Raw genomic sequence first — 25,007 nt, 5'->3', positions numbered from 1 at the left:
ATGCCCAAGAAATCCTTCATGGGGCTAATCAATATATAACTTTTTCAACAGCCTGAAGGGTGCATTTGCACCCTATTTTAGTTCTGTCAGAGGTTTAAACTCGTACCCCATTTCACGAAGCTTATCTATTATTGTTGGTAGGGCTTCGGTGTTGCTCTTTGATACTGCGTGTAGAAGCATTATTTCTCCACTATGGCTTCTGTCTATAACCCTCTGTATAGTTGTTTCAACAGGAGGCTGGTCATCTACAAGCCAGTCCTTATGGGCAAAGCTCCAAAAGATGGTCTTATATCCAAGTTTTTGTGTATAGTATAGTGACAGCTCACTGTATTTTCCCATTGGAGGTCTAAAGAATTTAGGCATATCCTGCCCTGTAACATCCTTAAAGGCAGCCTCTGTATCTTCAAATTCCTTTTTAAATTTTTCAAAGTCTATAGCCTTCTGTGGCATTGATGGATGTGTTGAGCTGTGGTTTGCTACAATATGGCCTTCCTCAACCATTCTCTTTATTAATTCTTTGTTTTGATTTATATATGGCCTTGTTACGAAAAACGCAGCCTTTACGTTTTTCTCCTTCAAAACATCAAGTATCTTTGCTGTATATCCGTTTTCATATCCCTCGTCGAAGGTTAAATATATTTCCTTTTTTGTCCTATCACCTAAATAGTAGGCGTCGTATTTTTTAAATAGCTCAACTGTCTGTTTTGGCATATACTGTGATTCATTATTTTTTACAGGAGGGGGACCAAAGTCCAACTCCTTGTTGCTCAGGGATGAAACATCAGCGTCTATTATCAAAACATCGTCATTTTTTATATTTTCATCTTTTCCGGTTGTCTCTTTATTGTCTTCCTCTTTATTTTCATCTTCTGTTTTTGAAGAGTTATTTTCAGAAGGCTTTTGCTGATTTGTGTTTTGCGTTTCATTTGTAGTTGGTTTTGTATTTATATTATCGTTGTTGTCTGTTTGTTTTTTACCGCAGGAGGAAAAAAGTAATACTACAGCAAGTAAAATTGGAACTATTTTTTTCATTATTTGAGCCTCCTTAAAATATTATAAGTTCAACACAAGCTTCTAACTATATTTTGTGCAAATTCCTGTGCTTTATTTTCTATATTTTCAACTTTTTTTATCTCACCCATATCATTTGCTATCTCCATTATAGCAAAGTAAGGAGGCAGTATAAACCCTTTATTTATATTTAGTGCACCTATTAGCTGCTTTGCAACAGAATCTCCACCAGAGTTACCAGATACAATTACTGAAAAGAGCATTTTGTCATAGAAGGGATTTCTTCTATAGAGTGCAGTTATTCTATTTATAACTGCACTTAAATTGGCAGAAATAGCATCGTTGTAGTTGGGGCATATAAAAATAGCAGCATCTGCCTCTTCTATTGCAGGGAATATTTCCTTTACAATAGAACCGCCATAGAAGCAGCTTTTTTGTTTTGCAAAATAGAGGCAGGTTTTAAAGGGACAGCCAATACAATCCTGTATAGTCCCGTTTTCAACGTGGTGTTCTAATATACTTACCCCATCTATATATTTTTTTATCATATACCAAAGGGTTAAGGTATTAGATGTATCTCTATAGCTTGCGTGAAGTACAGATACTTTAGGGTTTTGTTTTTTTAAAAATTTAAAACTAAAGAATCTATCAGATAACCCTCTGCATAAATAGTAACATATTTCCTCAAGAGGCATATTTAGATTCTTTTGCCAGGTTCTAAAGTTTAAAAAACCTTCTATAGCTTCAACTACAGGATGTCCTATAAAGGTACAGCCAAGGCTATTTGCTATAAATATAATCTGCTGCGAAAAGCTCTTTGTATAATGAAGTGTAGGACTTTTTATAAGCACACAGGCAATTGAGCCTAAAAGTGCATCCTTTCCCCTTAGGGTTATAGTATTTAACACATCAAGTATATAAGGACATACACCTATGCTGTTTAGTTCGACTGCAAATACAATCTTTTTGTTTTTAAGGTTTATATGCCTTTGAGGTGAGTATTCCTCAAAGGCATTGTCCTTCATAAAAGCCTTTATCATATTATTTAAAATATCAGACCTGTTTTTTGATGCAATAAGTATGGTATCACACATCAAACTCTACCAGCCTTTCATAGCTCTTTTTAATTCTTTCAAAAAGCCTCTCGTCTAAATTTTTATATGTCTCTATCTCAACGCCATATTCTGTGATTCTGTTTTTTATACCTAAAAAGGCATTTCCAATTGATACAGTACTGTAGTGCCATTCTCCCTTAAGGCAGGATAAAATGGATAGGGCACCAGAGGACAGGGCGGGTGCTATGTAGGGCTTAAATCCAGTTTTTCTAACCTCTATATTAGCATTTGTAGTAAGCTCTGTTAGTTTAAGTGATAGTTCGTGGTTGTAGTCTTCTATATTATCTGCAACTATTAAATCTTTACCGTGGGGACCAAAGGCTCTTCCCATATCCTTAAAATAGTCTATATTCATATTTTGAGCATAGTATAGTGCCCTTGCATACATAACTCCAAGACCAAATCCCTTAACATTATCAGCAGGAAAAATATAATCTTTATTTAGCTCAAAATAGGCCCTTTTGCAAAGATGGTCAACAGGGTCTGAAACCACAAAGAAATACCCTTTATATTTTGCCTTTTTTGCTGCCTCTGTATACATTGATATTATCTCTGCATTGCTTTTATACTGAACAATTCTAACATCAACATCCTGTATAGATACATCAGGAACCTGTCTTGTTATACAGAATATAAATACATCGCAATCAAAAACTTCATCAAAGGACACAGGTTTAACTTTAGGCAGGGAAGTATTATTTGGATAGTTTATTTGGTTTAGTTCATATTCCCATCTTTTTATCTTATTTTCATCAAGGTCAAAAACTCCAATTTCGGATATCACATCATAACCTAAAAGCCTAAGTCCAATAGATAGAGTTCCTCCAACGTCTCCAAGTCCTGCAACTGTAACTTTGTACTTTTTCTTAAGTGGATTAACTTTATACATTTCCTCCCATTCTTCAAAGGATGTATTGATGTAGGATAGTTTACCACCATTTATTAAATCATCTACTGAACTTCCTTCTTTTTTTATTATATAATTTAAGGTCTCTCTATCTTCAATTTGCGTTAAGGAATTTACAACCTGTCTAAACCTACAACTTGTTCCTGACTTTTTTAATAGGTATATGTGCTCTGCATTCTTTAAATCCTTTTCAGTGGCTTCATCAAGTTTAAATTTATGGTTTGATATAAATATGTCTCCATTTTTTTTGTATATATTCATCTTATTCCTCCTATGTCAAAATTGGTTCAAGTTTTTCCAGTTGTTCTAGGTCATTTTTTAGATAAACAGAAGGTGAAAGTGTAAGGTCGTAGTACATAAACTTTCCGTGTTCTGGATATCTTGGATAAACAAGTGCGTCGCCTATATTTTGAAGGGTTAGGCTCCTCTCATTTATGGCTTCATATTCCTGTTCTATTGCCTCAAGAAGTATTTTTGCATTTTCTATACAAACCCTTGAAAGATTAAATATATCCTTAGTAGATGCTCCCTTTAGGAAGGTTGGAACAGCATATGGAAGTATTAGGTTAACTGATGGTATTAGGTTTCTTTGGGGGTAGCTGCCTCTAAATAAACTATCTCCACCTATGAAGGGGTAGAGGGCATCTTCATAGAACCAAGCTCTAAGTTTTGGTATAAAGTAAGCACAGTCAACCTCTCTTTTTTGAATATCCATAATCTCTTTTCCTTGACCAGATAATATTCCCACAATTATCTTATGAACATCCACCTTTTCATCCTTTAAAATTGGGTCGAGGGCCTTTATTCTGTACCCCTTATGGAGTATGTCATCAACAAGAATAATAGGTCTGTCAAAGCTTGCAATTGTTTTTATCTGAAGCTCAAGGCTTAGGTAATTAGGGTATGGTCCTATTTTAAAGGTCTTTAGGTTAGGATTAAATAGCTTTTCTGTATGGAGTGCCTTTGTTACTGTATTTGGTACAATATTTCTTCTTAATATGTTTCCATAGGGAACGCACATTAAAGGACCAAGGGTTCTTGGAACCATTTGGCAGGGTGGAACTCCATTTTCTCTGCAAATTTTTTGTACAAGCCTCTTGTATATAACGTCCCTTTCAAAAATTAATACAAGATGTCCAGGATAGAGCTTTGTTAGAGCCCTCTTTAAATTTTCCCTTGTTTTAATAATTGCATTTTTTACAGTTTCAGTATTTCTGTAGGGCTCCTTTATAATTGTTTCTATATCAAGAAGAAGAGATATCGGATAGTTCATATTTACAGCATAGCACCTATGATGGATGTCTTCGGTTTTAACCTCAATAAAACCGTTTGAAAGTAGTAGATTTTGTATTTCAAAATTTTCCTTTATATCAAGCAAGTTTTTATATATAGCATAGTCGTAGTCTTTGCTGATGCAGAAGGATAGTGTTTCAGTTAAGATAAGTTGAGGTAGTTCCTTTATTGTTGAGTTTTTATCTATATACATACCATCAATTAATATAACTCTTCCTACTGCATTTTCCCTTAAAAAATTAGAAATGGTTGTGTCATTTAGCTCTATATAGAAGGAGTTTGAACGTAGCCAGTGGAAGGCAGAAAAACCTGCTATGCTGTCGTTTTCTTTATCTATTGCAATAAGAAGCCTTGCAGAGGGCTTTGCAAAAAACCTCATCATTTTTTCTTTTACTACATAGAAATTTAGCCTTAAAAGATGTGAAAGTTTTTCAACTACAGCCTCCTTATATTCCTCAACAATTTCAAATTCAAAGGGCCAATCTGTTAAAAGGGATTTATACTGAGGTTCTCTTCTATAGAAACCATTTTCATATATATACCTCTGTACAAGAGGATCAACTAAATTAGAAATATCCCTATTTTCATCTATGCTATCTCTTATTTGAGTTGAACTTATGTCCTCGTATTGGGGTGGAAGGTTTAATTTTATAACGTCCCCCTCTATATTTTTTACTGCCTCTTCAAACATCTCTTGGCTGTATTCATTTATACTCCTTCTTTCGAATATTAGATGGTTTAATGTGTGAATGGAGTCTTGTTCCTTTGGTTTTTTATATGCAGAGGCGTTTATTACAACATCACTTCCAACTACAATGTATACTTCAAAATTCTTAAATATGTCCTTTAACCTTCTTATATCCTTTGGATTTGAAATATTTATTGGCTGTGTTTCAGGGAATAGGAATATATTGTTTTCATCTGCAATAGAGAGGGCAGCAATAGTCCTTCGTATTAGGTTTGGCAATGTCTTTTTAGACCAAGAAAACTCATCTATTGCAATATATACCTCAAATCCTAAATCCCTTATTGCCTTTGCTATCTCCTTGTGGCTTAGGGAGAATGGGTCGAAGGTTCCAGGCATAAAGGCAATTCGTTTTGGTATATTTAAATTTATTTTTGATATTGTATTTTGTTCAGATATAAACCTGTAAATATGGTTTAATGCAGCAGAATTTACTAAGAATAAAAGTTCATCCTCCTCAAACTGGCCAATTATAGATAAAAACTTTTTTGCAATTATATTAAAAATTTCCTTTTTATTCTCTAAGGATAGGGTTTTTGAGCCAAAAATCTGAACACCAATACAATTTAGTGCAAATTGTTTTATTTGGCTACTGTAGTTTATAAGACCGCTTAATATTATTGAAATTAATTTATTTAAAATCCTTTTATATTCATCATCGCTGTTTATTTGTGCTTTATATATGTTTATATTTGAAAGTGCAACAGAGGAGGTTTTTAATATAAGTGATGAAACCCTGTTGTTTGAGGTCTTTATCTTTTCATAGGAGTCATCTAAAAACTCATTAAGCTCAACTACAGGAAGATAGAGTATTATTTTACCAAGGTAGTTTGGAATATATTTTGTAAATCTATAACCCTCCATCTCAAGGGCACGAACAAGCTCTACTGCAATTTCATTTCTCTGTTCCATTGGTAAAAACTTAATTATATTTAAAATTGATTCACCTGCTTTATTTCTTACAGCTTCAACTGCACTTACCTTAAGAAGATTGCAGAAGTGGAGTGCTGTTTGAAGCCCCCTCTCCTTAGGGTTTTTAAGTGCATAATCTAAAAGAATATCTATTTGTATTTTTTTGGTTATCCAGCTTGTTGCGGTTTTAAGGTTGCTCAAAAATATATCTGTTATGTTTTCAAGATTTTTTATGTAGTAGGATAAATATTCATTTAGCACAATACTCTCAATTCCTAATTTTTCTGCTATATTAAGCTTAAGGAAGTTCTCAGGTGCAGTTGCACTGTATTTTATTTCATTTAAAAATATCCTCTTTATCTTTCCTAATGTATCTGGTGATGGAGTATTCTTATTCAATTGAACATATAGGGTATCAAGGGCCATTATTCTAATATGGTGCCTATCGGATAAAAGTCTTTTTATTAAAAAATCATAAAACAGACTGTCCTCACTCTTAAGAGGAATATATTTTGCAGCATCTAATAGGTATAATTCCATTTCCTTTGATAGATTATCTTTTAAGTAGAATTCCTGTAGAGCAAATTTGTATTCTAATTTTTGAGCTTCACTTATTTTGTTGAATATAGATTTTATAAAAACAGAAAGGCTATATCCTATCCATTCCTTGTATGTATCTATTATCTTATGGTCTGGGGTAAGCATAAGTGAAACATACCTTTTAAATAGATAGATTGAATCTATATCATCTTTATCTATCCTTGCGTTCTCAGGAAGCTCCTTTCTATATTCTTCATCAAAGGAGGCAATAAGAAGCCCTAAAAGTTCAGCAGCCTGTCTTCTTATATCCTCTTCATTGTGCATTAGCTGTTCATATAAAAAGCTAAGGGTAATAATTTTTTGTTTTTGGGTAAGGTATGTTGAATATTCTTCAATTATATCAAGATATGCACGGAGGGATTGAGAATCCTGTGCATTTCTTGCATTTTCAAGTATCTCATTAAGTGAAAATTCACTTCTTAATTTATGCATAAGCTCTATATTGTGGCTTATTGCTTGGTATTTTATATTCTCTACAATATCATCACCAAACATAAGGGAATAGCACTTATCTTTATATGGAGTTATTTTGTTGTCATCTAAGGATACGTTTATTCCTAAATCTAAAAGATAGTTTTCAAAATCCTTAAGCTTAGAATACACCTTCTTATATCTTAAAATCTTCTTCTCATCAACGTTGTCGAGTTTATTTAAAATAACATCGAAGGATTTATCAAGGGTGTATATGTACATTTGTTCCTTATTGTCTATTTTTTTATTTTTAACTCTAAAGTCGCTGTATATTAGAATAAGTGACTCTATAGATAGATTTTCAAGCTCTAAATCCCAAGTAGAATGGTTTATAGCAATATTTCTTATGTAGTTTATGTTGTGCTTTTTAAACCAAACATCTGTGTAGTAGTAGTGTAGATAGGGAACACGTTTTAGCTCAACTCCTTTACAGCCAAATTTACCTATGTCGTGGCCTGCAGCAGCACCTGAAATTCTTCCAAGGTCAATAGGTAGATTTTTGCTCTTTGCCTGCCTTGCAATATATAGGGATAGATAGTGTACTCCGCATACGTGGTCGAGGGTGTTGTAGCCGATTATTTCTTGGTTTAGTTTCATCATTTCATAAACATAATCGCCTTCAAAGGCCTCAACAAATTTTTTGTATTCAGAAGGGTCCTCAAGACCTCTCTCCTCATCAAGTCCTAAGAAAAATAGAGGATACCTGCTTTGAAAACTTCCGTCATTGGATAGTTTTTGGAATTTTGAAAAAACTTTGAGCAGTAACAGGTATGTCTCAAATATTGGAAAATCCTCGTTATCAAGACTTAAAGTGACAGCTTCGCTGAAGGATTTTGAAAGGGCATATTGATAGACTGCAAATAGAAAGTCGTCGTCTTTTTTGTAGAAGATGTTTATAATCTCCTCAAGACACTTATAGCATCTTTTACAGCTGTAGTCCCTGTTTACTGATGCCTCATTCAGGCTGTTTTTAAAATCCTGTGTATTTAGCAAGTCTATTAATTTTTTATATATGTTTGATGATGTTATTAATTTTGATTTAAGTATTAGATCTATAAATTCTCCAAACATAAAATCCTCCTAAATCATAGAGTATATATCTTAATATTACAAAAAATAAGGTTATATAGTCAAATCAATCTTTCCATTATGAATTGTATATGGAAATAATTTATAAAATGTGCAATAATTAAGTTAGGAGGTGTTGGTATGGATTACAGTTTAATTGAAAGAAAGGATATCCCTAATGAATATAAATGGGATATAGATACGATTTATGGAAATGAAGAGAGTCTTTTAAAGGATGTTGAAGTATTAAGGGGAATGATTGAGGAGATTAAAAAGTTTAAGGGAAGTTTTAAAAATGGTGCAAAGTTTTTATATGAATGTTTATCCTTAAGGGATGATGCTGGAAGGTTATGTGATAAAATAACTGTATATTGTTTTATGAAGAGGGACGAGGACAACAACAATACAAAGGGGCAGGAGCTTGCAGATTTAGGAGAGAGGGTGTCTGTAGAGTATAATAGTGCAACAGCCTTTATATATCCTGAAATTTTAGAGCTTGAGGATGGAACGATAGATAGATATTTTAAAGAAGTACAGGAATTAAAGCTCTATGAGCACGAACTTGAGGATTTGATAAGACAAAAAAAGCACGTTTTATCAGATAAAGAGGAGGAGCTTCTTTCAAAGACAGCCGAAATGGCACAGGGATTTGAAAATATATTTAAGATGTTGAGCTTCGCTGATTTGAAGTTCGATAAAATTGTTGATTCAAATGGTAAAGAGTATGAGTTAACCAATAATAATTATTCACAATATATTGTATCTAAGGATAGGGAACTTAGAAAAAATGCCTTTAAGAGCCTTCATAATGGATTTATGAAGTATAAGAATACATATGGTGCAATGCTCTCATCTAAGGTAAAGTCGGATGTATTTTATGCAACTGTTAGAGGTTTTAAATCTGCATTAGAGGGAGCTTTGTTTTCAGACAACATTGATGTTTCCTTATACAATAGGCTAATAGAAATAGTATCTGAAAATATTCCTTCCCTTGATGAACTTATGAGGTTAAAAAAGAGGGAGCTTAAGGTGGATGAACTTCATCTATATGACCTTTATGTACCAATTGTAGAGAGTGTTGATATGGAGGTTAAATATGATGAAGGTAAGCAAATGGTTAAGGAGGGCCTAAAGGTTCTTGGAGATGAGTATTTAAAAATTCTTGATGAGGCCTTCAATAACAAATGGATAGATGTCTATAGCAACAAGGGTAAGTATTCTGGAGCATATTCTTGGGGAGCCTTTGATACAAAACCATATATTCTTCTTAACTACAATGAAAGGTTAGATGATGTTTTAACCTTATCCCACGAGCTTGGACATTCTATACATTCATATTTCTCAAGAAAAACTCAGCCCTATGTTTATTCAAACTATACAATTTTCTGTGCAGAGGTTGCGTCAACAACAAATGAAGTGCTTATGTACTTCTATCTTATGGATAAATTAAAGGGAGAGGCAAGAAGATATATTATAAGTGAATTTATGGAACTTATTAGAACAACCTACTTTAGACAGGTTTTATTTGCTGAGTTTGAACTTATAACCCACACTATGTCAGAAAAGGGAGAACCACTAAATGGTGAGAGGCTTTCAGAAATTTGGAGAAACCTATATAACAAATATTATGGAAAAGAATGTGTTATTGATGATGAAATAAGTATAGAGTGGGCAAGAATACCACATTTTTATGATGGATACTATGTATACAAGTATGCAACAGGATTAAGTGCTGGAATTAGCATTGCAAAATCCATATTAGAGGATAGAAAAAATGTGGATAGATACTTGAATTTCTTAAAATCTGGAGGAAGCAAGTATTCGCTTGACTTACTAAAGGATGCAGGTGTTGATATGCTCTCAGGAAAGCCAATTAGGGATACAGCAGAGGTGCTTAAGTACCTCATTAAAGAGTGCCACATAGGTGAAATGTGACATCTGTAGCAAACTACTTCACGTTAAAAGTGATATTCCGCCTTCAGGAATACATATATGTTGTTGATTTTAAATTTGTGTTTGATATATAGTTATTTTATATTTGATTTGGTTAAATTACATTCATTTCCACTTACTAAAGATAAGCGATTTTTGTCGTTAATTATTTTAAAAAAGTTTCTTGTTTAATGTATAAAAAGATGCAGAATGGTTAAAATTAATAATGAAAGCTCAAGGAAACCACCTTGAGATGGAAACAGTAGTTTCCATAAACAGAACCCCCCATCCCCCTTAGGGCCGAGAAACGGCCCATTTTTTTATTTCATATTTTCTTATCGAAATAATTGTATTTATTAGTTCAAATATTTATCTTTTTAAATCAATAAATAAAAAGTTTAAATTAATATTTTTATATTTTTACAAAAAAAAGTTCAATAACAACAAAAATATAAATCAATAATTTTATCATTTAGAAAAAATTGTATTATTAAAATAATTGTTGTTAAATTATTGAAGAATGCAGTCGTTTAATGTATAATTTAATTAAATTAAATTATATCTTGGGGGTGGACATGTTGAAATTTTATAGAAAGGTTACATGTCTGCTTATTGCTATGTTAATGTCTTCCAACATAGTGTTTGCAGGTATGCTTGATGGAAAAAAGATTGTATTGGATGCTGGGCACGGTGGAGATCCCAAAATACGTTATGAAAATGGTAAATATGGAGATGTAGGTGCCAGTGTTAATAATATATATGAAAAAAATATAAATATAGCAATAGTAGAAAAACTGTCAAATATTCTTAAGAATTTTGGAGCGGATATTATTTATACACGTGAACCAAATAATGATGTTGCTGTTACTCTTGAGGAGAGGGTAAAAATCGCAAATTCTAATTTGGCTGATATGTTTATAAGTATACACAATAACAAAGCAATTAAAAAAGAAAATGGGAAGGATGTTTTAAATACAGAAGTTAGTGGAACTGAGGTTTTTTATACAAAATATGTTGAATATAATGGTAAACATTATATTTATAAAGGTGAAGTTAAAGAGGGTAATATAGTTTATGTAAATATTCAAGATGTTGAAGGGAACAAGTTAAAGGTTGAAAAGACTAAAGTTAAAATTTTAGAAGAAGATAGGAGAAATTTAGCCAAGTTAGTGGTTGACAGTATAGCCTCCTTAGGTTTTAAAAATAGAGGGGCAAAACAGTCAGAATATTATGTAACCAGATATACTACTATGCCTTCAATATTGATAGAGGCTGGTTTTATGTCAAATCCAGAGGAATTGAAAAAGTTGACTAATTCAGAGATGCAACAAAAAATAGCATTTAAAATAGCAGATGCGGTGTATAGATATTATGAAGATGTTGAAAAAAGTAATAGGTTAATGAATGGTTTTATAAAGAATTTAAAATTAAATATATCAAGTCGATATATTTTTGTTGGACAAGTTGTAACTTTAAAACTTGATGGTATTGAAAATTTTGATGAGTTTGTTTATAAAGTGCAGATTAAAAAAGATGGACAAGTTATATATGAAAAGGACTATGGGAATGATTTTAGCATAAACTTCAATCCAGACTCTGAAGGTTTCTATGATGTAAATTATTTTATTAAAAAGAAGGATTCTGAAAATGAATATGATGACAAGATTGGTGCAAACTTTATAGTTTTTAAGTTACCTTCAATAAAATCAATATCTGCTGATAGTGAAAAAGTTTATGTTGATAAGCCAATAAAAATAAAGGCAGATGTTGAAAATGGCAGTTATGATGTTATGAGCTACAAGTTTGATGTTTATTTAGGACAAAAGTTAGTTACAACAGTATCAAATAGCGATGGCATATTACAATATGTACCAAAAGCTGAAGGTGAATATAGAGTAATATGCTATGTAAAGGATAAGTTAAGTAGTAGTCAATTTGATGATAAGAAGGAAATAAAATTTAAAGTAGAAAGACAGCAGGAAACATCAAGAGGAGCTTCTATAAATGATAATGATATAAAAAGACTTTTATATAGTAGAGATTTAAGTATGGGATCACAGGGAACAGATGTGACAGCCTTACAATTAGCATTAAAAAAGTTAGGCTACTATAAAGCAAATACGACATCATTAGTATTTGATAATGCCACATATGCAGCAGTCACAGAATTTCAAAAGGCTAATGCTTTAAAAGATAATGGAACAGTTGATAGACAAACAATTAATAAAATAAACGAGTTATTAATGAATTTAGAAGTTAAAAATACATCTAATCAGACAAATACAACCAATTCAGGAACAAATATAGGTGTTTTTAATAATAGTAGTCAGCAGTTGACATATACAAGAATACTAAAGTATGGAGTAAGTGGACAAGACGTAAAGAAGCTTCAGGATGCACTAAAGAAATTAGGATATTTAAAGATAACAGCAACTACAACTTATTTCGGATCGTCAACAAAAGCAGCAGTAGTTGCATTTCAAAAGGCCAATAAATTGCCTGTTGCTGATGGAATGGTAGATAAATCAACGATAAACAAGATAAATGAATTGTTGAAAAAGCAGGCTACACAAAACACGGCAAATAAGGTAGACACAAAAGGTACAACAACGCCAAGTAGGGGAAATACATCACAGACTTTAGTAAATAATAAAATACAGTTGGTCTATACAAGGCCGTTAAGATTAGGAACAAGTGGACAAGATGTAAAGAATTTGCAGGAGGCATTAAAGAGATTAGGATATTTGAAGATTACAACAACTACAACATTTTTTGGGCCTTCTACTGAAACTGCATTAAGGGCTTTTCAAAGTGCAAATAAATTAACAGTAGATGGAATAGCAGGACCAAACACAATTAAGGTTATTAATCAAAAGTTAAAATAAAAAAGTGCCACCCAGGTGAATTGTGACATTTTCTATAAAGTGTAAAATTTCACCTGGGTTTTTGTGCAAGTTGTTATGGTTTATTAAATAAATTAACATTGAAAATTGTTAAAATTCTTTCTATAATGGTAAAAGGGGGGGAGTATCTATGGATAATATTGTACCAGGAAGCTTTCAGCTTATGAAAAAAATAAATACTGGTCTCATTATAGATGTAATAAGGCTAAAGGGACCTATATCAAGGGCAGAAATAGCAAAGATATTGAATTTAACACCAGCAACAGTCACAAATATAACGGCAGAATTAATTAATAAAAATATAATTGTAGAAAGTGACCTTGGACAATCTACAGGTGGGAGAAAACCAATTCTTCTTAAAATAAATGCTGATTCATATTATATTTTATCGGTACATATAGGTTCTACAAGAATTAGAACTGCAGTTTTAAATATGGAGTCAAAGATAATTGATAAGATAACGGTTAAAACAACTCCAAACACAACCTATGAAGAGGCATTGAATATCATTAAGGATGGTATAGAAGAATTAGTTAAAGAAAACGAAATTAATAAGGAAAAATTACTTGGAATTGGAATAGCAGCCCACGGTATAGTAGATGCTGAAAAGGGTAAAATTGTATATTCTCCCAATTATGGGTGGAAAAATAAAGATATAAGAACAGATATAGAAAAAATATTTGATGTACCAGCATTTTTGGATAGAGACGTAAGAGCAATGGCACTTAGTGAGAGCTGGTATGGTGCAGGTAAATATGTAGATCAATTTATAAGTGTTAAGATTGGTTATGGAGTAGGTATGTCCTTAATTAATAATAAGCAGCAGATGAGGGGATATACTGATGGCTTTGGAGAATTTGGGCATACTAAGGTTTGTTTTGATGGCCCGCTTTGTAGCTGTGGAAATAGAGGTTGTATTGAGACATTTAGTTCAGAAAAGGCAGTAGAGAGATATGCGGCAGAGTTAGGACTTGAGAAGGATTGTATGGCTATACACGAGTTATCCTTAAAGGGCGATGAAAGGGCTATTTCTGCAATAAATAGAGCATCGGAATATTTAGGTCTTGCAGTTGCTAATTTAATTAATACATTTAATCCACAACTTATTGTATTAGGTGGAGATTTAATTGATGTTAATGATTACTATTTAAATGGTACAATTGAAAATGCAAAGAAGTATGCACTACCAGACCTTTTTGAAAGCTGCGAGATAAAGAGGGCAGATACCAAAGGCGATGCAATTATAAAGGGTGCTGCAGTTTTAGTACTTGATAATTTATTTGATAATATATAAATATAAAGTCACCTGCTTTTATGGGGGTGACTTTTGATATGTGTGCCCGGCATGGGCGACAGCTTGGCGGTGAAAGTCCGCTATGGGCTTGGTAGTGGGAACCATTAGCCAATGGCAAGGGTGTCCATCGTGAGGTGGAATTTAAAGGAAGCCGGAGGCAAAGTTCCGACTCGATGAACAAGAACCACATATGAGGCTGACTTGAGGCGGACGAGTTTGCATAACAAAACAAAGTCCAGTGTGAGAGGATGCTGAATAAAATAATTATTCAGCTCCTACACGATTTTAAAAAGCACTATTTAGAAGTTGAAAAGATAAGATTAGTTATAGCCTATGAAGAAGCTAAATAAAATTCCTTAAAGGTTTTTTGAGTTACAGCTGACAAGTAGGTTTGTTTATAATTAGAATGTCATTTGATTTAGAAATAAGTGTTTTTATATAACTAAGTGTGAAATGTCACATTTCACTTGGGTGGCACTTTATATGGTTCTAAGTGGAAAATGTCACATTTCACCTGGGTGGCACTTCCGAGGCTTTTTATTTTGTAGGTGATGGAAATTGTGTAGCGTGGTTCATTGTTTTTATTTACAAGTACGCCCTCTGTTATAATTGCTTTTCCGTGTTCTGTGTATTCGGTCTCTGAATAGAGCAGTTTAAGGTTTAATTCCTCGTTGGAGTTAATTTGTTTTTTGTAATCCCCAAAGGATACTGTGTAAATGCTGCCTTTTCTTATGAGGTTTATTTGGTCTCTTATTATATTAGGCGATAGAATCTCTTTAATAGCATCTTTAAAAGTAAATATATATATGTTTTCTACGTTATCCTCAATTGAATTAATTATAAAATCATCGCATTTGTCGTCATTTATGTCTTCTACGCTGCAATAAAAATTATCGATATTGAGTTTTATATCTTGAGTTTTAGTTGTTCTTTTGCTTTTTAATACAATTTTTATTGTGTTATCTTCTTTTTTAAGATAAATTGTGTCAAATCTTGAGTCGCCGTCAAAATCTCCAATGCAGGAGTATAGTATGTTGTCGGTGTTAATCTTATTTTTCTTAAATGTTTGTATTGAACAGGAAGATAAAAAAAGGAAAATTAAAAGGACTGCAAATACTTTTTTCATATATCTTACCTCCATAGATAGTATTTGCAGTCTTTACAAATATTATTTAACTATATTTAAATCTGTAATAGTATATTTTGGTAGTTTTTCCTCTACCTTAGATAGGGATAATCTAACTTTATAAACAAGAGCTTCATTTCCAGACTTTGATTGTACACTTGTTCTTACAAGATAAGTTATTTCTGTTGGCATACCATCTTTGTTGTATTTAACTTCTGATAGCTTTGCATCTTCAAAGTTTCCGCTTTGAATAGTTGAAGTTAATTTGTTGTCTATAATTTGATTGAATGCTTCTACCTCCTTCTTTTCTACATATTCTATAAAGGATGCTATAGTGTCTTTTCCGAGTGTTAGATTATTTAGAGTGCTAAGTACAGGAGCTAGTTTTCCTTCCTTTGCAATAAATAAATTATAATTCATACCATTATTATTTCTTGTACCTAAGAGTACGAAGTTATTGGATGAAGCAGGGTGTTTAATTAATCCATATATTGAATATCTCCCTGAAGCCATCTTTTCAAACTTGTCATTATTAAATTTATACATTCCTAAGATTGAGCCTGTTTTATCCTTAGATTGGATTACAATTTCTTTAATCTTGTCATTATCGATATCGTCTACAGTTATATGCATTGGCCAATCTTCAGAATAGTAACCGAGCGTCTTTATAGTTTTGTCTGCTTCAATTATATAGCCTTTTCCATCGCTCATTGCAACACTTACATTATATTCATTTGTCTTTTTGTCAACATTAATTATTATGCTGTCGATTTTTCCGTCGTTATTTATATCATCTTTAATTGTATATTGTGAACCGATGTTATTTATAGTTTCATTTGTACCTCTTGATGCAATTATAATTGCCGCTATAATTATCACAGCCAGTATAATTGCAGCCCAGATTAAATGCTTTCTTTTTATTACGTAGATTCTTAATTTCATATAATCACCTCCCACTAATATATATGTTGTAATATAAAAAAATATTTGTGGTAAAATACTAATAATAATAATTTTGTTATTGTGGAAATCTAATACAAATAGTTGTATAATGTATGTTGTGCTGACTAAAATTTAAACATAGATAAGTAGGAGGCGAAAGGATGAAAAGAATAATATCGTTTGTTTTAGGTATTTTAATGTTATTTTCAACCTCAGGTTGTGGTCTTATGGGAAAGCAAAAAAAGGAGGATAAAACTACAATAAAATTTGCAACATTTTATAGTGCAAAGAGTGAGGAAAAAATAATTGAGGTTTATAAAAAAATAATAGAGGAATACCAAAAGAAAAATGATAAGGTAAAGATAGAGCTTATAACAGACTATGGAGATGAAAATAAAATAAAAAGCGATATATCAAAGGGTGAAGTTGATTTAATAGGATTAAAAAGGCAACAGATTATAGAATATGCAAAGGCAGGAATGCTTACAGATTTAACACAATTTTTTACTGAAAAAGAATTAGATAAAAAGGTTTATGATGTATCTTTAGCATATGGGCTGTATAACGACAAGATATATGGATATAATGATATGCCACTTACTATAGAGTTTTTCTATAATGTTGATATGTTTAAAAAATACAAATTGCAGGAACCAAAGACATTGAAGGAACTATTTGACGTATGTAGAAAATTAAAGTCTCTTGGATTTACACCAATGGAGGTTGGTGCCCTTGATAATTGGACACTTGCTATTTTATTTAGCCAAATCAATGCCCAAACTACAGGCTCAATAGAGGTAGCATCAAAATATAATTCAGATAAAAATGGATACCTTACATTAAAGGGAATAGATAAGTCCTTTGAAATATTTGAAAAGTTAAATACAAATGCACTTTCTAAAGGAAGTGTCGATATAAACTACAGGCAAAGTGTTGATGATTTTATAAAGGGGAAGGTTGCTATTCTTCCAGCTGGTGCTTGGGCAGCAAAGCTAATAGATGAAATAAAACCTACAAATTTCAATTATTCAGTTTTTACAGAACCATTAAAATTTGTTGATGAACCAGTTTCGATGTTTGCAGGTGCAGGAGGACAAACAATAGCAATCTCTCAAAAGAGCAAAAATGCTAAGGAGGCACAGGCATTTATAGAATTTTTACTTTCAGAGGAGGCCCAAAAGAAGTTTGTTGAGGCAAACTACATATCACCACTAAAAAGTGCAAATAGCAATGATAATGAACTTCAGGATAAGCTTTTAAATCATCTAAATGCTACTGATAAAAATAGTGTTGTGTTTATGGATAACATTCCAACCAATATGCTTGATGTGTTGTCTAAGGTTTTATATGATATGCTTGAGGGAAGAGTAAAATATAAAGAGGCGTGGGATAAGATACTAAAGCTTATATATCAACAATAGGGGAGCTATATTATAGCTCCCCTTGACAATTTGGACAAACACCATAGAAATATAGTTTATGAGTATTTACTTTGTAGTTGGTGTAATTTTCAACTTCCTCATTTAAATGCTCAAATACAGCATCCTCTATATCGTCAACCCTACCACAGCTTGTGCATACAATGTGGGGATGAGTATCTACGTTTGCATCAAATCTAAAATTATCTTCACCTACATTCAATTCTTGTACCAATCCAAGCTCTATTAGAGTTTTTACTGTCTTATAAACTGTTGCAAGGCTCATTGTAGGAAAATCTGGTCTTAATGCTTCATATATCATTTCTGCTGATGGGTGAGATTTGGTTGACTTAAGGTACTTGTATATAGCATATCTTTGTGGTGTCAATTTTAAGTTTTTTTCTTTGAATAATGCAGTTAAATTATCCATCTTCACCATCCTTCTTTAAGGAAAAATATTATCTATTAATATTTTACATCTAATAACATTCTACGTCAAAGGTTTTTGACGTTTAAATATTGTGTAAATTAGTAAAATTAAAGTAATTAATGAAAGAATTGCTGAATATTCACGTATAAGGTTTTTAAATAGTCGTAGTTTATAGAAGTTCCCTGTTAGAAAGTCTAAATTGTAACAGGAGTTTCCTATTAAATCTAATACAAATTTTCCCCACTTTGTTACATAAAGCGTATTAATTTGAACTTGGCTTGAAATAGCCGTAATATTAGTGTATTTGTTTAGAGTGCTTAAGTCAATATTTTTGGACAAAATATTTATTTGATTTTTTTTAAGATAATATTCGGCTGTTGAAGTTAAATCTCTTTGATTTTTAGAATAGTTTATTACAGAGTTTAATGAATTTCCTATATCCTCAAGAAGAACTAAATCGTAATTTTCAAAGCTTCCATGCAGCATATTTAATCCAATTTTATTTTGGTTATACCCTGATAAAAATGCAAATATTATTGTTCTGTCAGGTTTTATAAGCTTTTGATATTGAACTGCACGTATAACTTCAAGCATTATGCTGGAGGTTATGAAGTTGCCAATGTTTGAATTATAAATCTTATCGTCTATTTTATATTCATCATCATAAAAAACTGCAAAGATTATTGGATTATATAGTTTATTTTTCCCCTCTATAACACCATATATGTTTTGAAGTGTTGTCTCCTTTATTTCTGCACCAGATTTTACCCTAACTTCATATCCCTTACTTGTTAAATATTTTAATTCATCATAAACAGTCTGTGATACCAATAATTTAGTTAAACCGTCTTTGTAATTATAGTAGGTTCCATTATATAGATTAGAAGTTAACATTAAATCTCCTTCTTTGACAGGGCTTATAACTGCAGATATTCCAATTTTCTTAAGTTTAATATCTATATTGAATATATCATAAAGGTTTTTTTCTTTATATATATCAGTTAAGGCAATTGAGGATTTATATTTTACATTATTTAAGTTCTCTGTCTCTATTATTTGCGGTATATCCATATAGATGCCTGGCGATATCGCACCTCTATAATCTTCAAAGTATTCAGTTATATATTCGTATTTTTTAACAACCTTTCCATACTTTGATATTACTTCAAGGGTAGATTGATGTTTCTTATTTGGCATAAGGGTATTGTATCTATGAACATAGGATTTTTCAAAAGGTTTTAGTCCATTTGATCTTAAAAACCTTTCTATATAAGATGAAGAACCTTTAATGTACTCTTCATAATTTTTAGAGCTTTTATACCTGCTATATAATGCGTTGTAATTTGTAAGACAAAAGGACGTAGAAAAACCGTCTGTTTTAAAGTTTTGACCAAGATTTGAAAGAAGTATAATCAATACTAATATAGTTATAAGCAAAAAGTATACCCTTTTACCCCTAAGGTCGTCCATAAAAAAACCTCCCTAAAATATTTTGAAAATTGATAAAATTAATAATTTATGATACAATTAAAATAAGATAATGAAAGTGGTGATGTTTATGTTTATTTATCTTTTTACTTTTATTTTAATGGGTTTTAATATACTTATATGTTGTCATTTTATATTAAATTCACTACTAAAGTCAAACTATTCTTCAGTCTTAAGAATTGATAAAGGAAATATACAGGATAATATGTAGTACAAGTTACTTTAACCGCCTAATAGGCGGTATTATTTTGGTAAAAATATAACAATTAATATAAATAATGTAATAAAATTTTGTTTGAAAAATGTTGAGTTTTTGATAAAATTATTATGGAAAGGAGCGTGGGGATAATGCTTGTGAATGACTGGAAAGAATTTTTGATTCCCTACGAGCAGGCAGTTGAGGAACTAAAGATAAAGTTTAAAAGTATGAGAAAACAATATAGGAGCAAAAAGGAATATTCTCCAATTGAATTTGTTACAGGTAGAGTTAAGGAGATATCAAGTATACTGGAGAAGGCAAAAAAACTTGACATCCCTCTTAATAAGATAGCAGAAGAAATGGAGGATATAGCTGGTATTAGAATAATGTGTCAATTTGTTGAGGATATATATAAGGTAGTTCAGCTGATTAGGCAGAGGGATGGAAAGGATTTAAAGATTGTATATGAAAAGGACTACGTAAAAAACAAAAAGGAAAGTGGATATAGAAGCTACCACGTAATAATAAAATATCCAGTTCAAACGGCAGATGGAGAGGTAGAAATACTTGCAGAAATACAGATAAGAACTCTTGCAATGAACTTTTGGGCTACAGTTGAACATTCATTAAATTATAAATATAAGCAAAGCATTCCAACTGAAGTAAAGGAAAGGTTAAAGAGGGCGGCAGAGCTTGCATTTCTTTTAGATGAAGAAATGTCTGAGATAAAAGAGGAAATAATTGAGGCTCAAAAGATGTTTGAGGAAAAGTCAAGTATTATATCTGATATACTTGATAATATAATTACACTTTACTCACTTGGTAAGATATCAGAGTCAACAGATTACCAAGATAGATTTAATAGGCTGCTTGAGTCGGGGGATATAATTGAATTTAAAAAACTTCTTGATGAGATTAAAAAGAAGGTACAACAGTATAGATTGGAACAATTCCAAATTGAGGAGTAGGTTTGTTAGGCATCAGAATAAATTCATTTAGTAAATTTATTCTGATGCCTATATTTATTTTATATTATTGAATTTGCCTTTGAAGTTAACCTTATTCCAACCTTTCCTCTGCTTGTCTCTATATATCCGTTTTGTTGTAATATATTTAGCTTGCTTCTTATCTGCTGTTCTGAAAGGTTTAAACCGCATTCAAAGGAGAGCTCCGATAGAGTTTTTCTTCCAATTATTTTTCTATTTGCGTTAAAATCCTTTATAGTTTTTAGGATAAAAACTTCAACATCGTCAAGGCTACAGTGTCTTTTTGTAGAAATTAAATCTTCAGGGAGGTGGTGAGGCTTTATAACATCATCTTCTATAATTGCAAGTATGTATTCAACTGTATTTTCCAGTTCACGAACATTACCAGGCCAGTTGTAGGATAAAAGTATATCCTTTACCTCCTTTGATACTTCAAGTGGGTATTCTGATTTTTTATCCAAAAAGTAGTTGAATAGATGAAGGATATCATCCCTTCTATCTCTTAATGGAGGTAATTTTATATAGAGCTTTTTTAGCCTGTAGTAGAGATCCTCTCGAAATTTCCCCTCCCTCACAAGTGTAAAAAGATCCTTATTTGTTGCAGCAATTATTCTAACATCAATAGGTATAGGCATACTTCCGCCAACCTTTAAAATCTCCTTTTCTTGAAGAACCCTCAATAGCCTTAACTGTATTTTGGGAGTTATATCGCCTATCTCATCTAAAAATATAGTTCCTCCATTTGCTATTTCAAATAGCCCTATTTTTCCACCCTTTTTAGCACCTGTGAAGGCACCTTCCTCGTATCCAAATAATTCACTCTCTATTATTTCTTCAGGAAGTGATGCAAAATTTATTGCTAAAAATGGGGCATTTTTACGCTTGGAGTAGTTGTGGATAGAACTTGCAAACAGTTCCTTTCCTGTACCACTCTCACCGGTAATTAGAATACTAAAATCACTCTGGGACAATTTTTTACTTATGTTTATTAGATCTTTCATAACAGGGCTTTTATGTATTATGTTTTCAAAGGAGTATTTTGCAACATACCCTCTATTTTTGATTTCTTTTCTAAGTTTATTTTCTATATTAATTCTTTCTCTTGCGTTCTTTAAAATACAAATGCTAAGTTCGGGCTCATAGCTTAATTCCTTTATTGCTATATATTCACATCCGTTTAAGTAGAGTATAGATTCGATTAATTTTTGATTAGATATAAATGATTTAATTTTATATAGATTATCATCATAATCCTCTGTCTGCATAAGCTTCCTTGCAGAGTTATTTATGAATTTCATATCTAAATTTCCATCAAAACATATTATTGCATCATCAATATGGTTTATAAGGCGGGTAAGTAGTTCATTTAATTCCTTAATGTTTTTGTTTTTTGTATAGAGTTCTCTACTTAGGGAGATTATTTTGTTTATATATCGGGCTGATATGTTATGGGATTTTTTGTTGAGCATTGAAAGGTTTGAGAGTATTTCTACGATTGTTGTTATATCTATTATTCTTGGTCCAATGTCAATTACATTTTCTATGTTATGGGGCACAAGATGTGGTTCTCCTGGTGTTATTGCATATTTAAAGTTTGATGTATCAATATGTGAATTAGGATAGTAGGGAGTGTAGTTTATAAAGTCAAATCCAAAGTTTTTTAATAGTTCAATTGATTCAATTGCTGTATCATAGGTGTCGTTTACTAAAAGTACGTTTTCATTTGGGTTTATATATAGTATTTTATCAAGATTTGATAGGTTTAGGGTTCTTCTTGCAACAATTATTTTACAGTTTTCCCTAATTAAAGGTTTGACTGAGTCGAGTATAAGAGGGGATGTTACAAGTACAAGTGAATTTGAAATAGGGTAAAGAATATCATCATCTGTTGCATAGGCTGAAATTTCAAGATTATCCCCCAAAAGAGTTGAGATTTGGTCTACAATTTCCTTTTTAGTTGATGAGGTTCCAGAAAATATAACAAGCTTATTCATAACCCACCCCCAAATTAAAAGTGCTAAGGTATAGAAGCATAGATAGTTTACTATAAGTTAAGCAACATTCATCATCCTTTAAAGTAGGATGGTGAATGTTGCTATTTATACTTTGGTTTTATTTGATTTTAAAAAGGGATTTATAAAACAATATTACATCTTTTCAACTACATCAATTCCAAGTAGTGCAAGTCCGTTTTTAATAACATATGTTGAAGCTTCAACTAATTTTAATCTTGCAGCCTTTAGCCCCTCATCTTCACAGGATAGTATTGGACATAGGTTGTAGAATTTGTTGAAGGCTTTTGCAACATCTATTATATATCTTGTAACTATTGATGGTTCGTATTTTTCAATTGATAGTAAAATAGCCTCGTTAAAGGATGCAAGTAATTTTACAAGTTCAAATTCCTCTTGAGAAGAAAGCTTTGTAAAATCAGCTGATGCAGTGGATTTTTCCTCCTCTGCACGACGAAGTATGCTCTTTGCCCTTGCATAGGAGTATTGAACGTATGGTCCTGTTTCACCATCAAAGCTTAATATATCATCAAAGTTGAATATTATTTCTCTTTCTCTGTTGTTCTTTAGGTAAGTAAATATTACAGCACCAAGTCCAACCTTCTTTGCAACCTCATCTTTATTTTCAAGTGATGGGTTCTTTTCTTCAATAGCCTGTTTTGCACGTGCTATTCCTTCGTTTAGAAGGTCTTCAAGGAATATTACATCTCCCTTTCTTGTTGAAAGTTTTTTATCGGCAAATTTAACAAGACCAAATCCAACGTGAACACAGTTATCTGCCCAATCATATCCCATAAGCTTTAGAGTAGTGAATACTTGTTTAAAGTGTAGAGACTGATCCATACCAACTACATAGATATTCTTATAAAAGTCGTAGGTCTTTTTTCTATAGATTGCTGCAGCAAGGTCACGTGTTGCATAAATTGAAGCACCATCAGCCTTCAATATTATACAAGGAGGCATATTGTATTCATCAAGATTAACAACCTGTGCTCCCTTACTTTCTACAAGAAGATTTTTTTGCTTTAACTCCTCAACAACTGCATCCATTTTATCGTTGTAGAAGCTCTCACCTGCATAGGAGTCAAACTTTATATTTAACATATCATATATTCTATTGAATTCCATAAGGCTTACATCTTTTATCTTCTGCCATAGTTTAACTTCTTTTTCGTGGCCATCTTCAAGATTTTTAAAGTGTTGTCTTGCAATATCCTCAAGGGATGGATCTTTTTCTGCCTCATCGTGGAACTTAACATATATTCTAAGAAGTTCCTTAATAGGTTCCTTTTGTAGTGCCTCTTCATCCACCCAGCGTTCGTATGCTGCAATTAGCTTTCCAAATTGTGTTCCCCAGTCTCCAAGATGGTTTATACCTACACAGTTGTATCCCTGTGAAGAAAGTATTTTGTATAGAGAATTTCCTATTGCTGTTGAACATAGGTGTCCAACGTGGAAGGGTTTTGCAATGTTTGGTGATGAGAAGTCTATTGTAACAGTTTTGCCTTCACCTATTTTAGAATGACCATAGTTTTCCCCTTCAGTTAATATTTTTTCTATAACACCCTTTGAGAAGGAGGCCTTATCCACGAAAAAGTTTAGATATCCTCCAACTGTTTCAACCTTTTCCAATCCATCTTTATCTATTTTTTCGGATAGTTCCTGTGCAATTAAATTTGGAGCCTTTCTAAATACCTTTGCAAGTTGGAAACAAGGAAATGCAAAATCCCCCATTTCAGGTTTTGGTGGGATTTCAATAAGTTTTTGTACATCATCAACATTAAGTTCTGCAGCCTTTGCAATCTTTTCTGCAATTATTAACTTATAGTTCATTTTTACACCTCCGATATATGTAGAATATTGTTTACATTGTCTAATAAAAATGGAAATAAAAAAAACCGCCTCTATAATAGAGGCGGTTGTCCGCGGTACCACTCTAATTGGCTAAAAGCCCACTTATTTAGATAACCCACAGGGGTCTTACCATACTTGCAGATGCTTTCTGGCAGAGTCTCCAAGGCTCTTTTCCCAAAAGGTCTGTGTAGAGCTTCCACCGTCCTCTACTCGCTAAGACAGATGTCTTAAGGTACTCCTCCTCTTCATAGACTTTTAAATATTGAGTTTTAAACATTATTATAAAATATTAATTGCAATA

At 32.1% G+C, this 25,007-nt stretch carries 15 protein-coding genes and 1 other annotated feature; of the genes, 5 read left to right on the top strand and 10 right to left on the bottom strand.

Going from position 1 to position 25,007, the window contains the following annotated elements; all coding sequences use genetic code 11:
- Positions 1–72 precede the first annotated feature (72 nt).
- Genes pdaA through BUB63_RS05645 form a run of 4 tightly spaced genes read right to left on the bottom strand, consistent with a single transcriptional unit; the run spans position 73 to position 8,125 of the window.
- Positions 73–1,035: a delta-lactam-biosynthetic de-N-acetylase gene (pdaA, locus tag BUB63_RS05660; RefSeq protein ID WP_073248358.1), complete on the bottom strand. Its 963-nt coding sequence runs from the start codon at positions 1,033–1,035 to the stop codon at positions 73–75.
- Between the two features lie 26 nt (positions 1,036–1,061).
- Positions 1,062–2,105 (bottom strand): flavodoxin family protein, encoded by a 1,044-nt coding sequence (locus tag BUB63_RS05655; RefSeq protein ID WP_073248356.1) that lies wholly within the window; start codon positions 2,103–2,105, stop codon positions 1,062–1,064.
- Positions 2,098–3,294, bottom strand: coding sequence for a Rossmann-fold NAD(P)-binding domain-containing protein (locus BUB63_RS05650; protein WP_073248354.1), 1,197 nt, complete (start codon positions 3,292–3,294; stop codon positions 2,098–2,100). The genes BUB63_RS05655 and BUB63_RS05650 overlap by 8 nt, the downstream gene beginning before the upstream one ends.
- A 10-nt stretch (positions 3,295–3,304) precedes the next feature.
- Complete coding sequence (locus BUB63_RS05645) at positions 3,305–8,125, bottom strand: nicotinate-nicotinamide nucleotide adenylyltransferase (protein ID WP_073248352.1); 4,821 nt, start codon at positions 8,123–8,125, stop codon at positions 3,305–3,307.
- A 138-nt stretch (positions 8,126–8,263) separates the two neighbouring features.
- Here BUB63_RS05645 and pepF point away from each other — a divergent pair, with 138 nt between their 5' ends.
- From pepF to BUB63_RS05630, 3 genes are all read left to right on the top strand, one after another.
- On the top strand, positions 8,264–10,057 hold the full coding sequence (pepF, locus tag BUB63_RS05640; RefSeq protein ID WP_073248350.1) for an oligoendopeptidase F: 1,794 nt from the start codon (positions 8,264–8,266) through the stop codon (positions 10,055–10,057).
- Positions 10,058–10,632: 575 nt separating this feature from the next.
- Positions 10,633–12,939, top strand: coding sequence for a peptidoglycan-binding protein (locus BUB63_RS05635; protein ID WP_159431457.1), 2,307 nt, complete (start codon positions 10,633–10,635; stop codon positions 12,937–12,939).
- A 148-nt stretch (positions 12,940–13,087) separates the two neighbouring features.
- A complete protein-coding gene (locus tag BUB63_RS05630) occupies positions 13,088–14,251 on the top strand; it encodes an ROK family transcriptional regulator (RefSeq protein WP_073248346.1) in 1,164 nt (387 codons plus the stop codon).
- 463 nt (positions 14,252–14,714) lie between these two features.
- Here BUB63_RS05630 and BUB63_RS05625 read toward each other — a convergent pair whose 3' ends face one another.
- A complete protein-coding gene (locus BUB63_RS05625; protein WP_073248344.1) occupies positions 14,715–15,377 on the bottom strand; it encodes a hypothetical protein in 663 nt (220 codons plus the stop codon).
- Between the two features lie 42 nt (positions 15,378–15,419).
- On the bottom strand, positions 15,420–16,319 hold the full coding sequence (locus BUB63_RS05620; protein ID WP_073248342.1) for an FG-GAP repeat domain-containing protein: 900 nt from the start codon (positions 16,317–16,319) through the stop codon (positions 15,420–15,422).
- A 161-nt stretch (positions 16,320–16,480) separates the two neighbouring features.
- On the opposite strand from BUB63_RS05620, the gene BUB63_RS05615 reads away from it, so the two are divergent.
- The gene (locus tag BUB63_RS05615) at positions 16,481–17,740 is read left to right on the top strand and encodes an ABC transporter substrate-binding protein (RefSeq protein ID WP_073248341.1); all 1,260 of its coding nucleotides are present in this window, start codon (positions 16,481–16,483) and stop codon (positions 17,738–17,740) included.
- Positions 17,741–17,750: 10 nt separating this feature from the next.
- On the opposite strand, the gene perR is transcribed toward BUB63_RS05615, so the two are convergent.
- Positions 17,751–18,167 (bottom strand): transcriptional regulator PerR, encoded by a 417-nt coding sequence (gene perR, locus BUB63_RS05610; protein WP_073248340.1) that lies wholly within the window; start codon positions 18,165–18,167, stop codon positions 17,751–17,753.
- A gap of 60 nt (positions 18,168–18,227) precedes the next feature.
- The gene (locus tag BUB63_RS05605) at positions 18,228–19,637 is read right to left on the bottom strand and encodes a zinc-binding metallopeptidase family protein (RefSeq protein ID WP_073248339.1); all 1,410 of its coding nucleotides are present in this window, start codon (positions 19,635–19,637) and stop codon (positions 18,228–18,230) included.
- Between the two features lie 366 nt (positions 19,638–20,003).
- Between BUB63_RS05605 and yjbM the strand changes: the two genes are divergently transcribed.
- A complete protein-coding gene (gene yjbM / locus BUB63_RS05600; protein ID WP_027308769.1) occupies positions 20,004–20,822 on the top strand; it encodes a GTP diphosphokinase in 819 nt (272 codons plus the stop codon).
- Between the two features lie 59 nt (positions 20,823–20,881).
- Here yjbM and BUB63_RS05595 read toward each other — a convergent pair whose 3' ends face one another.
- Together BUB63_RS05595 and argS are read right to left on the bottom strand one after the other, a co-directional pair.
- Positions 20,882–22,834 (bottom strand): sigma-54 interaction domain-containing protein, encoded by a 1,953-nt coding sequence (locus tag BUB63_RS05595; RefSeq protein WP_073248338.1) that lies wholly within the window; start codon positions 22,832–22,834, stop codon positions 20,882–20,884.
- Positions 22,835–22,987: 153 nt separating this feature from the next.
- Positions 22,988–24,685 (bottom strand): arginine--tRNA ligase, encoded by a 1,698-nt coding sequence (gene argS / locus BUB63_RS05590; protein WP_073248336.1) that lies wholly within the window; start codon positions 24,683–24,685, stop codon positions 22,988–22,990.
- A 75-nt stretch (positions 24,686–24,760) separates the two neighbouring features.
- Positions 24,761–24,964, bottom strand: a binding site (T-box leader).
- Positions 24,965–25,007 lie beyond the last annotated feature (43 nt).

Source organism: Caloramator proteoclasticus DSM 10124, assembly GCF_900129265.1.
Classification (GTDB): Bacteria; Bacillota; Clostridia; order Clostridiales; family Caloramatoraceae; genus Thermobrachium; species Thermobrachium proteoclasticum.
The sequence above is the reverse complement of the archived record's forward strand: the minus strand, read 5'-3'. Positions and strand labels throughout refer to the sequence as shown.

Bases quoted from the DNA above. Each gene is read 5' to 3' on its own strand.
- BUB63_RS05655 (WP_073248356.1), bottom strand. From the start codon at position 2,105: ATGTGTGATACCATACTTATTGCATCAAAAAACAGGTCTGATATTTTA.
- BUB63_RS05650 (WP_073248354.1), bottom strand. From the start codon at position 3,294: ATGAATATATACAAAAAAAATGGAGACATATTTATATCAAACCATAAA.
- BUB63_RS05645 (WP_073248352.1), bottom strand. From the start codon at position 8,125: ATGTTTGGAGAATTTATAGATCTAATACTTAAATCAAAATTAATAACA.
- pepF (WP_073248350.1), top strand. From the start codon at position 8,264: ATGGATTACAGTTTAATTGAAAGAAAGGATATCCCTAATGAATATAAA.
- BUB63_RS05630 (WP_073248346.1), top strand. From the start codon at position 13,088: ATGGATAATATTGTACCAGGAAGCTTTCAGCTTATGAAAAAAATAAAT.
- BUB63_RS05625 (WP_073248344.1), bottom strand. From the start codon at position 15,377: ATGAAAAAAGTATTTGCAGTCCTTTTAATTTTCCTTTTTTTATCTTCC.
- BUB63_RS05620 (WP_073248342.1), bottom strand. From the start codon at position 16,319: ATGAAATTAAGAATCTACGTAATAAAAAGAAAGCATTTAATCTGGGCT.
- BUB63_RS05615 (WP_073248341.1), top strand. From the start codon at position 16,481: ATGAAAAGAATAATATCGTTTGTTTTAGGTATTTTAATGTTATTTTCA.
- perR (WP_073248340.1), bottom strand. From the start codon at position 18,167: ATGGATAATTTAACTGCATTATTCAAAGAAAAAAACTTAAAATTGACA.
- BUB63_RS05605 (WP_073248339.1), bottom strand. From the start codon at position 19,637: ATGGACGACCTTAGGGGTAAAAGGGTATACTTTTTGCTTATAACTATA.
- yjbM (WP_027308769.1), top strand. From the start codon at position 20,004: ATGCTTGTGAATGACTGGAAAGAATTTTTGATTCCCTACGAGCAGGCA.
- BUB63_RS05595 (WP_073248338.1), bottom strand. From the start codon at position 22,834: ATGAATAAGCTTGTTATATTTTCTGGAACCTCATCAACTAAAAAGGAA.
- argS (WP_073248336.1), bottom strand. From the start codon at position 24,685: ATGAACTATAAGTTAATAATTGCAGAAAAGATTGCAAAGGCTGCAGAA.